The organism is Streptomyces sp. NPDC127092 (assembly GCF_042722475.1).
GTDB lineage: Bacteria > Actinomycetota > Actinomycetes > Streptomycetales > Streptomycetaceae > Streptomyces.
Genome location: NZ_JBHXFE010000008.1, coordinates 23,505 through 31,440, shown reverse-complemented (window position 1 = coordinate 31,440; position 7,936 = coordinate 23,505). Strand labels below are relative to the sequence as shown.

The following is a 7,936-nucleotide window of genomic DNA, read 5'->3' as shown; positions in this document are numbered from 1 at the left end:
CAAAAGAAAAGTAACCGTGTCCCCCCCGCCTTTTTTTGTGTCGGTTTGGGGGGGTCTTTTGTGGGTGCGTTCGTTTTTCTCCCCTCTCCCCCCCTCCTTTCCCCCCCCCCCCCCCCAGGGCCGCGTCTCCTTCTGGTCACACCCAGGAGGACATTCACGTGAACACCAGGAAGACGGCCGCCGCCGCGCTCGCCGCGGCGCTCGGCATCGGCACCCTCGCCGCCTGCCGCACCGACGACGTCAGGGACGCGGCCGGGAAGACGGACACGCCCGCGCCGAAGACCGTCACCCTCGTCAGCCACGACTCGTTCAACGCCTCCAAGGAGGTGCTCGCCGAGTTCACCAGGCAGACCGGGCTCACGGTCAAGGTGCTCAAGAGCGGCGACGCCGGCGAGGCGGTCAACAAGGAGATCCTGACCAAGGGCTCCCCGCAGGGCGACGTGTTCTTCGGCGTCGACAACACCCTGCTGTCCCGCGCCCTCGACAACGGCATCTTCGTCCCGTACGAGGCGAAGGGCCTGGACCGGGTCCCGGCCGCGCTGCAGCTCGACAAGGAGCAGCACCGGGTCACGCCGATCGACTCCGGCGACATCTGCGTCAACTACGACAAGCAGTACTTCGCCGACAAGAAGCTGGCCCCGCCGCAGACCTTCGACGACCTGGCGAAGCCGGCGTACAAGGACCTCCTCGTGGTCGAGAACCCCGAGCGGTCCTCCCCGGGCCTCGGCTTCCTCCTCGGCACCGCCGCGAAGTACGGCGACACCGGGTGGCAGGACTACTGGAAGAAGCTCAAGGCCAACGGCGTGAAGACCGTCGACAGCTGGGAGCTGGCCTACAACCAGGAGTTCTCCGGCTCCGCCGGCGGCAAGAAGGCCAAGGGCGACCGTCCGCTCGTCGTCTCCTACGCCTCCTCCCCGCCGGTCGAGGTGCTGTACGCCGACCCGCAGCCCACGGTGGCGCCGACCGGCGTGTCCACCGGCACCTGCTTCCGGCAGACCGAGTTCGCGGGCCTGCTGAACGGGGCGAAGAACCCCGAGGGCGGCAAGAAGCTGATCGACTTCCTGATCTCCAAGAAGTTCCAGGACGACATGCCGCTCCAGATGTTCGTCAACCCCGTCACGAACGACGCGACGCTCCCGGAGCTGTTCACCAAGCACGGCGTGGTGATCGAGCAGCCCTACGCGATGGAGCCGAAGAGGATCGCCGACAACCGTGACCAGTGGATCCAGCAGTGGACCTCGCTCGTCCTGAAGTAGTCGTCCCGGACCGGCGGGGAAGCGCGGCGCGGCTGGGCCTGATGGCCCTGCCCGTCGTCTTCTTCGCCGTGTTCTTCGCCTGGCCCGTGGTCTCGATCGTCGAGCGCGGGCTCAGGCCGGACGGCCACTGGGAGCTCGGCCGGTTCGGCGAGACGCTGACCCGGCCGGAGATCCTGGACGTCCTGTGGTTCACGCTGTGGCAGGCGCTCGCCTCCACGGCCCTCACGCTGCTGGTGGCGCTGCCCGGCGCGTACGTCTTCGCCCGCTTCGACTTCCCCGGCAAGCGGATCCTGCGGGCCGTGGTCACCGTGCCGTTCGTGCTGCCCACCGTCATGGTCGGCACCGCGTTCCTCGCGCTCGTCGGCCGCCGGGGCCTCCTCGACGACTGGTGGGGGGTACGGCTCGACACCACCGTGTGGGCGATCCTCCTCGCCCACGTCTTCTTCAACTACGCGGTCGTCGTCCGCACCGTCGGCGGGCTGTGGTCACAGCTCGACCCGCGCCAGGAAGAGGCCGCCCGGGTCCTCGGCGCCTCGCGCCTGCGCGCCTGGCGGACGGTGACGCTGCCCGCGCTCGCCCCCTCGGTCGCCGCCGCCGCGCTCATGGTGTTCCTGTTCACCGCGAGCTCCTTCGGCATCGTGCAGATCCTCGGCGGCCCCGCGTACTCCACCCTGGAGACCGAGATCTACCGGCAGACCGCCGACCGGCTCCAGCTGTCCACGGCGGCCGTCCTCACGATGGTGCAGTTCGTCGCCGTCGCCGTGATCCTCGCCGTGCACGCCCGGACCGTGCGCCGCCGGGAGACCGCCCTGAAGCTGGTCCCCGCCGAGCGCACCGCCCGCCGGCCGCACGGCGCGGGCCAGTGGGCGCTCCTCGGCGGCGTCCTGCTGTCGATCGCGCTGCTGATCCTCGCCCCGCTCGGCGTCCTCGTCGAGCGCTCGTTCGCCACTCCGGCCGGCTACGGCCTCGACTACTACCGGGCGCTGCAGCACGTCGACGACAACGGCACCTTCCTCGTGCCGATGACCGACACCATCGTCAACTCGCTGCAGTACGCGCTGGCCGCGACCGGCATCGCCGTCGTCATCGGCGGCCTCGCCGCGGCGGCCCTGACCCGGCGTGCGGGGCGGCTGGTCCGCGGCTTCGACGCGCTGCTGATGCTGCCGCTCGGGGTGTCCGCCGTCACCGTCGGCTTCGGCTTCCTCATCACCCTCGACGAGCCGCCGCTCGACCTGCGGGCCGCCTGGATCCTCGTCCCGCTCGCCCAGGCCCTGGTCGGCGTGCCGTTCGTGGTGCGCACCATGCTGCCCGTGCTGCGCGCGGTCGACGAACGCCTCCGCGAAGCCGCCGCCGTGCTCGGCGCCTCGCCGTGGCGGGCCTGGCGCGAGGTCGACCTGCCGCTGGTGCGGCGCGCCCTGCTCGTCGCCGCCGGATTCGCCTTCGCCGTCTCCCTCGGCGAGTTCGGGGCGACCGTGTTCATCGCCCGCCCCGACAACCCGACCCTGCCGGTCGCCGTCGCCCGGCTCCTCGGGCGGCCGGGCGAGCTCAACTACGGCCAGGCCATGGCCCTGTCGACGATTCTCATGGTGGTGTGCGCGGTGTCCCTGCTGCTCCTGGAACGGCTCCGCACCGACCGGACCTCGGGAGAGTTCTGATGCTGACGCTGACCGGCGCGACCGTACGCTTCGGGGCCCGCGCCGTCCTCGACGCGGTGGACCTGGAGGTCGCCGACCACGAGATCGTGTGCGTGCTGGGGCCCAGCGGCAGCGGCAAGTCGACACTGCTGCGGGCGGTCGCCGGGCTGCAGGCGCTCGACGGCGGACGGGTGCTGCTCGGCGGCGTCGACCAGAGCGGTGTGCCCGTGCACCGGCGCGGGGTCGGCCTGATGTTCCAGGACCACCAGCTCTTCCCGCAGCGGGACGTCGCCGGGAACGTCGCCTTCGGGCTGCGCATGCACGGCGTGGCCAGGGCCGAACGGGCCGCCCGGGTCGAGGAGCTGCTCGACCTCGTGGGCCTGCCCGGTGCCGGGCGGCGGGCCGTGTCCGCGCTCTCCGGCGGCGAGCAGCAGCGCGTCGCGCTCGCGCGGGCCCTCGCACCCCGCCCCCGCCTCCTCATGCTCGACGAGCCGCTCGGCCAGCTCGACCGCGGTCTGCGGGAACGGCTCGTCGTCGAACTACGGCGGCTGTTCCGGCAGTTGGGCACCACGGTGCTGGCCGTCACGCACGACCAGGGCGAGGCCTTCGCGCTCGCCGACCGGGTCGTCGTCATGAACGACGGGCGGATCGCCCAGTCGGGCACGCCCCTCGACGTGTGGCGGTCCCCGGCCTCCGCGTTCGTCGCCCGGTTCCTCGGCTTCGACAACGTCGTCCCGGCCACCGTCACCGGCACGGCCGCCGACACCGTCTGGGGCAAGATTCCCGTCCCCGACGGCTCCCCGCAGGGCGAACGGCTCCTCCTCGTCCGGCCGGCCGGCGTCCGCCTCACCGCCCCCGGCGACGGCCTCGCCTGCCACGTCGCCTCCCGCACCTTCCGCGGCGACCACGTCGCCGTGACCCTCCGCCCGGCCGAAGGCCCCCCGCTGGAGGCCGAGTTCGCCCTGCGGGACGCACCGGACGCGGGCACGGACGTGGACGTGGAGTTCCGGGCGGAGGACGTCGTCGTCCTGGACAGCCCGTAAGGCCGGCCGGGGACTGCGTCAGCCGCGCAGCGGGACCGCCGCCAGGGCGCCCACCGCCCAGGTGAGCGGGACGAACACGGCGAGCAGGACGCCGGCCCGCAGCAGGGCCGTGGTGCGCAGGACCGTGGGCGGCGCGCCGAGGCGGAGCAGGGCCTCGGTGGTGTGGGTGCGGGCCTGCTTGGACTCCAGGGCCGCCGAGAGCAGGGTCGCGGTGGTGCAGGCGACGACGAGGGTGGTGCCCAGCCAGGTCAGCGGGCCGAGGGAGCCGCCGTTGACCGCGTATCCGGCGACCGCCCCGGAGCCCACGGCGCAGACCACGCCGAGCGGCCGGCCGATGCGGCGGGACTCGTCCATGAGGACGCGGCCGGCGAGGAGCCGGACCGCGCCGGGGCGGACGGTCTGGAGCAGCCGGCCGCACCCGTGGGTGAGGCCGGGGCCCATCATCGCGAGGCCGACGGCGGTGAGGACCCAGCCCGCGAGGACGCCGCCGCCGTCGCCACGGGCCGCGTACGTCTCGACGGCGAGGCCCACGGCGAGCAGGGCCACGCCCCAGGGGAGTCCCGCGGTGGGCGAGGGCTCGGTGGTGGCGGGCTTGCGCGGGCGCAGGGCGAGGCCGGCGGCCGTGGCGGCGGTGACGGGCACGATCGCGAGGAGGGTGAGCGCCGCCGCGAGCGGGACCGGCCGGTCGGCGGCGAGCAGCTCGGCCGCGGCGCCGTCGAACGGCAGGCCGGTGATGTCGCCGCGCAGGTGGAGGTAGACCAGCAGGGCGACGGAGGAGCCGAGGGTGCAGGCGACGGCCGTGGAGGTCGCGGCGATGGCGGTGAGCCGCCCCGGGCCGAGGCCGATCGCGGACAGGCCGGGGCGCGGCCTGGTGCTGGGGTCGGTGCGGGCCACGGCCACCGCGAACTGCACCGTCGCGGCGAGCGGCAGCACGCACCACAGCAGGCGCAGCACGGCGTCCGAGGAGTTGCGCGGGTGGCCGACGGCGTAGCCGAGGGCGCACAGCAGCAGGAAGCCCACCCCGGCGGCGGCCGCGGCGACGAGGAGCCGGCGCAGCTGGACGACGGGGTGGGTGCCGCGGACTAGACGGAGAGCGAGCACGCGGTGACGCCCTCCGCCCCGTCGGCCGGCGTTACGGAGCCGACGCGGCGTCCGTCGAGCAGTGCCACCGTGCGGTCGGCGAGCGCGGCGACCTCGGGGTCGTGGGTCGCGAGCAGCACGGTGATGCGGTGCGAGCGGGCCGCGGCGGTCAGGGTGCGCAGCACCTGCGCGCCGTCGGCGCGGTGCAGCGTCGCGGTCGGCTCGTCGGCGAAGAGCACGGACGGCGTGGTGACGAGGGCGCGGGCGATGGCGATGCGCTGGCGCTGCGGGTGGGTGAGCGCCGCCGGGCGCTTGCGGGCGGCGGCGCCGATGTCGAGGCGTTCCAGCCACTCGGTGGCCGCGGTCCGGGCGGCGCGGTGGGACACCCCGCGCAGCAGCAGCGGCAGGGCGGTGTTCTCCCAGCCGTTGAGTTCGGGGACGAGCCCGGGTTCGGGGTCGATCCAGCCGAAGCGGTCGCGGCGCAGCCGCTCGCGCTGGGCGGTGTTCATGGTGTGCACGGGGGCGCTGTTGAACCAGACCTCGCCCTCCTGGGCGACGGTCTGCCCGGACAGGCAGCGCATCAGGGTGGTCTTGCCGCTGCCGCGGGGGCCGACGAGGGCGAGGATCTCTCCCTCGCGCACGCCGACGGAGACGCCGGTCAGCACGTCCGAGCCGCCGAGGGAGCAGCGCAGGGAACGTGCCCAGAGCACGTCGTTGTCCGGTGGGGCCATCGCGTACACCTCGATGTCGAAGCCAGTCCGTGTGCGTTCCCCCGGACGGGGGAACGAATGGGCGGGCCGGTCGGTCACTGGGGTCTTCCCGGCACCGTAAGGATTTCCATCGGTTTGTACGGACAGCACGCGGCCCGGGCCGCCGCCATCCACTCGGATGGCGGCATGCCCGGGCCGGGGTCACGCCGTGAGGGCGGCGTGAGGTCCTAGGGGGGTGTCTCGCCGATCATGCCGGGCTCGCGACGCCCAGGGATCAGAGCTTCGTCCACGCCTCGGTGAGGGTGGCGCGGAGGATCTGCTCGATCTCGTCGAACGTGGACTGGTCCGAGATCAGCGGCGGAGCCAGCTGGATGACCGGGTCGCCACGGTCGTCGGCGCGGCAGTACAGGCCGTTGTCGAACAGCGCCTTGGACAGGAAGCCGTACAGGACGCGCTCGGTCTCCTCCTCGTTGAAGGACTCCTTGGTGGCCTTGTCCTTGACGAGCTCGATGCCGTAGAAGAAGCCGTTGCCGCGGACGTCGCCGACGATCGGCAGGTCGTGCAGCTTCTGCAGCGTGGAGAGGAAGTTGCCCTCGTTGTCCAGCACGTGCTGGTTGAGCTTCTCCTTCTCGAAGATGTCGAGGTTGGCGAGGCCGACGGCCGCGGAGACCGGGTGGCCGCCGAAGGTGTAGCCGTGCAGGAAGGTGTTGTCGCCCTTGTAGAACGGCTCGGCGATGCGGTCGGAGACGATGCAGGCGCCGATCGGGGAGTAGCCCGAGGTCATGCCCTTCGCGCAGGTGATCATGTCCGGCACGTAGCCGAACTTGTCGCAGGCGAAGGTGGTGCCGAGGCGGCCGAAGGCGCAGATGACCTCGTCGGAGACGAGCAGCACGTCGTACTTGTCGCAGATCTCGCGGACCCGCTGGAAGTAGCCGGGCGGCGGCGGGAAGCAGCCGCCGGCGTTCTGCACCGGCTCCAGGAAGACGGCGGCGACGGTGTCGGGGCCCTCGAAGAGGATCTGCTGCTCGATCTGGTCGGCGGCCCAGCGGCCGAAGGCCTCCGGGTCGTCGCCGAAGATCGGCGCGCGGTAGATGTTGGTGTTCGGCACCTTGTGCGCGCCGGGCACCAGCGGCTCGAAGGGGGCCTTCAGGCCGGGCAGGCCGGTGATGGACAGGGCGCCCTGCGGGGTGCCGTGGTAGGCGACCGCACGCGAGATGACCTTGTACTTGGTGGGCTTGCCGATCAGCTTGAAGTACTGCTTGGCGAGCTTCCACGCGGTCTCGACGGCCTCGCCGCCGCCGGTGGTGAAGAAGACCTTGTTGAGGTCGCCGGGGGCCTCGTTGGCGAGGCGTTCGGCGAGCTCGACGGCCTTGGGGTGGGCGTACGACCACACCGGGAAGAAGGCGAGCTCCTTGGCCTGACGGGCGGCGGTCTCGGCGAGCTCGGTGCGGCCGTGACCGGCCTGCACCACGAAGAGGCCGGCGAGGCCGTCGAGGTACTTCCGTCCCTTGTCGTCCCAGATGTACGTGCCCTCACCGCGGACGATGGTGGGGACGGGGTTGTTCTCGTACGACGACATGCGGGTGAAGTGCATCCACAGGTGGTCGTAGGCGGACTTGGAGAGGTCGCGGGAGTTGCTCACGGCTATCGGGTTCCCCACATATAGGTCTGCTTCTTGAGCTTCAGGTAGACGAAGCTCTCGGTGGAGCGCACCCCGGGGAGGGTGCGGATGCGCTTGTTGATCACATCCAGGAGGTGGTCGTCGTCCTCGCAGACGATCTCCACCATGAGGTCGAAGGAGCCCGCGGTCATCACCACGTACTCGCACTCGGCCATGGCGGTCAGTGCGTCCGCGACCGGATCCAGGTCACCCTCGACGTTGATGCCGACCATCGCCTGGCGCCGGAAGCCCACGGTGAGCGGGTCGGTGACGGCGACGATCTGCATGACGCCCTGGTCGAGGAGCTTCTGGACGCGCTGCCGTACGGCGGCCTCGGAGAGGCCGACGGCCTTGCCGATGGCGGCGTAGGGACGGCGTCCGTCCTGCTGGAGCTGCTCGATGATCGCCAGGGAGACGGCATCGATCGTCGGGGACGAACCGGTTCCGGTCCTTGGATGCGTGCTTTGACTGGCCACGACTTCACTGTGCACCGAACCTCGTCGGTCTGGCAAGCCCGGAGTGATGAAATTCGTTGTTCCCGGCTGTTGATCTC

7 protein-coding genes are annotated in these 7,936 nt (G+C 71.9%); 3 read left to right on the top strand and 4 right to left on the bottom strand.

Annotated features, from left to right (window positions below; all coding sequences use genetic code 11):
* Positions 1-158 precede the first annotated feature (158 nt).
* From ACFWJO_RS09090 to ACFWJO_RS09080, 3 genes are read left to right on the top strand one after another with little or no spacing between them, the layout of a single operon-like run.
* A complete protein-coding gene (locus ACFWJO_RS09090) occupies positions 159-1,256 on the top strand; it encodes a thiamine ABC transporter substrate binding subunit (RefSeq protein WP_386864102.1) in 1,098 nt (365 codons plus the stop codon).
* A 41-nt stretch (positions 1,257-1,297) separates the two neighbouring features.
* A complete protein-coding gene (locus tag ACFWJO_RS09085) occupies positions 1,298-2,911 on the top strand; it encodes an ABC transporter permease (RefSeq protein ID WP_386864213.1) in 1,614 nt (537 codons plus the stop codon).
* Entirely contained in the window at positions 2,911-3,933 is a 1,023-nt protein-coding gene (locus ACFWJO_RS09080) for an ABC transporter ATP-binding protein (RefSeq protein ID WP_386864101.1), read from the top strand. Before ACFWJO_RS09085 ends, ACFWJO_RS09080 begins: the two co-directional genes overlap by 1 nt.
* An 18-nt stretch (positions 3,934-3,951) precedes the next feature.
* On the opposite strand, the gene ACFWJO_RS09075 is transcribed toward ACFWJO_RS09080, so the two are convergent.
* The 4 genes from ACFWJO_RS09075 to ACFWJO_RS09060 form a co-directional block, all read right to left on the bottom strand.
* A complete protein-coding gene (locus ACFWJO_RS09075) occupies positions 3,952-5,034 on the bottom strand; it encodes a hypothetical protein (protein ID WP_385692708.1) in 1,083 nt (360 codons plus the stop codon).
* Complete coding sequence (locus tag ACFWJO_RS09070; RefSeq protein ID WP_384421862.1) at positions 5,016-5,744, bottom strand: ABC transporter ATP-binding protein; 729 nt, start codon at positions 5,742-5,744, stop codon at positions 5,016-5,018. The genes ACFWJO_RS09075 and ACFWJO_RS09070 overlap by 19 nt, the downstream gene beginning before the upstream one ends.
* A 253-nt stretch (positions 5,745-5,997) precedes the next feature.
* A complete protein-coding gene (locus ACFWJO_RS09065; RefSeq protein WP_386864100.1) occupies positions 5,998-7,383 on the bottom strand; it encodes an aspartate aminotransferase family protein in 1,386 nt (461 codons plus the stop codon).
* Positions 7,368-7,859, bottom strand: a complete 492-nt coding sequence (locus ACFWJO_RS09060; RefSeq protein WP_384421865.1) for an Lrp/AsnC family transcriptional regulator — start codon at positions 7,857-7,859, stop codon at positions 7,368-7,370. The genes ACFWJO_RS09065 and ACFWJO_RS09060 overlap by 16 nt, the downstream gene beginning before the upstream one ends.
* Positions 7,860-7,936: the final 77 nt, after the last annotated feature.

What these genes read in the sequence shown, in the direction of transcription:
- ACFWJO_RS09070 (WP_384421862.1), bottom strand. Translation starts at nt 5,744, where the DNA reads ATGGCCCCACCGGACAACGACGTGCTCTGGGCACGTTCCCTGCGCTGC.
- ACFWJO_RS09085 (WP_386864213.1), top strand. Translation starts at nt 1,298, where the DNA reads ATGGCCCTGCCCGTCGTCTTCTTCGCCGTGTTCTTCGCCTGGCCCGTG.
- ACFWJO_RS09080 (WP_386864101.1), top strand. Translation starts at nt 2,911, where the DNA reads ATGCTGACGCTGACCGGCGCGACCGTACGCTTCGGGGCCCGCGCCGTC.